Source organism: Lentisphaerota bacterium (assembly GCA_016873675.1).
Taxonomy (GTDB): domain Bacteria; phylum Verrucomicrobiota; class Kiritimatiellia; order RFP12; family JAAYNR01; genus VGWG01.
Genome location: VGWG01000217.1, coordinates 1 through 1,546, shown reverse-complemented (window position 1 = coordinate 1,546; position 1,546 = coordinate 1). Strand labels below are relative to the sequence as shown.

Sequence of the window (1,546 nt, the reverse complement as noted above, 5' to 3'; positions counted from 1 at the left end):
TATTGCCGCATCCGGCAATTACTACACGTACTCCCTTGCGCTGAAGAGTGACGGCACGGTCTGGGCCTGGGGTGATAACACGTACGGCCAACTTGGCGATGGAACAACCACCCGGCGGCTGACGCCGACAAAGGTGTCCGGCCTTTCGGGGGTTTCGGCTATCGTTGCTGGTCACTATAGCGCAATGGCGCTGAAGACCGACGGCACGGTGTGGGCCTGGGGATACAATGTGAGCGGCCAGCTTGGCGATGGAACAACGACCAGTCGCAGTGCGCCTGTACAGGTGAAGCTGTCGGACGGGAGCGCGCTTACGAATGTGGTAGGTATCGGTGCCGGGTCCGGCCATGCGGTGGCGCGGACGAGCGACGGCAGTGTGTGGGCGTGGGGCAACAACGGATACGGCCAGCTCGGCATTACCGATCCAAACATCTATCCAGAAGAAGTGACTGGTCTTACCGGCGTCACCAACGTGGCGGCCGGATCGAGCCATACCGTAGCGCTGAAGAGCGACGGCAGTGTCTGGGCCTGGGGATACAATAGCAGCGGTCAGGTTGGCGATGGAACGACGACCAGTCGCAATACACCTGTCCAGGTTAAACAGAGCGGCGGCGCGTCGCTGAGCGGGGTTGCCGGTATCGCCGCGCGAGAGAACAGAACGGTGGCGCTGAAGACAGACGGCACGGTCTGGGCATGGGGTGATAACTGGGCCGGCCAACTTGGCGATGGGACGATGACCACACGCCTGAACCCAGCGAAGGTGATCATGCAGGATGGAGCGGCTCTGTCCAATGTGACTGCCGTCGCCGCCGGGTCAATTCACACACTTGCTTTGAAGGATGACGGCACCGTCTGGGCGTGGGGTTATAACGCTTGGGGCCAGATCGGCGATGGAACGCAATATACGAACCGGCTGAATCCCGTGCAGGTGCTGATGGCGGATAGAACGCCGCTGAGCGGGGTTATTGCCATCGCCGCAGGCAACGGTCATTCTCTTGCTGTGCAGGAGGACGGCAGTGTCTGGGCCTGGGGAGACAACTCCTATGGCCAGCTTGGGGATGGGACGACCACCATGCGGTTGAATCCCGTGGAGATCCCAGACTTCTTTGGCGTGGTCGTCATCGGAGCGGGAAGCGATCACACCCTGGCAGTCCGTGAGCGACAACCGTCCGTGCGTGTGTCGGCCAGCGTCAAGGGCGTGACTGTTACGGAAGGCGGCACGGCGACATTCCAGGTAAAACTCACGGCGGCGCCGGCGGCGACGGTGACGGTCATCGCCAGACGCACCTCGGGAGACGCCGACATAACGGTCCAGTCGGGAAGCAACCTGGTCTTCACTACCGCCAACTGGAGCACGTATCAGACCGTGACCCTGGCCGCGGCCCAGGATGCGGACGCGGAGAACGGCAGCGCCGTGATATCCCTGATGGGGGTTGACGTTGGCGCGGTTGTGACCGCCACCGAGAACGATAACGACGCGCCATTGACGGTCGGCGCCGGCGCGGGCGGGACGGCAGTGCCTGTCGGGATAACGAATGTGACCAAGTAT

The 1,546-nt window shown here is 62.4% G+C and carries 1 protein-coding gene; it reads left to right on the top strand.

Features of this window, described 5'->3' with window-relative positions; genetic code table 11:
* A partial coding sequence (locus FJ222_12815; protein ID MBM4165303.1) for an RCC1 repeat-containing protein occupies positions 1-1,546 on the top strand: 1,546 nt, incomplete at both ends.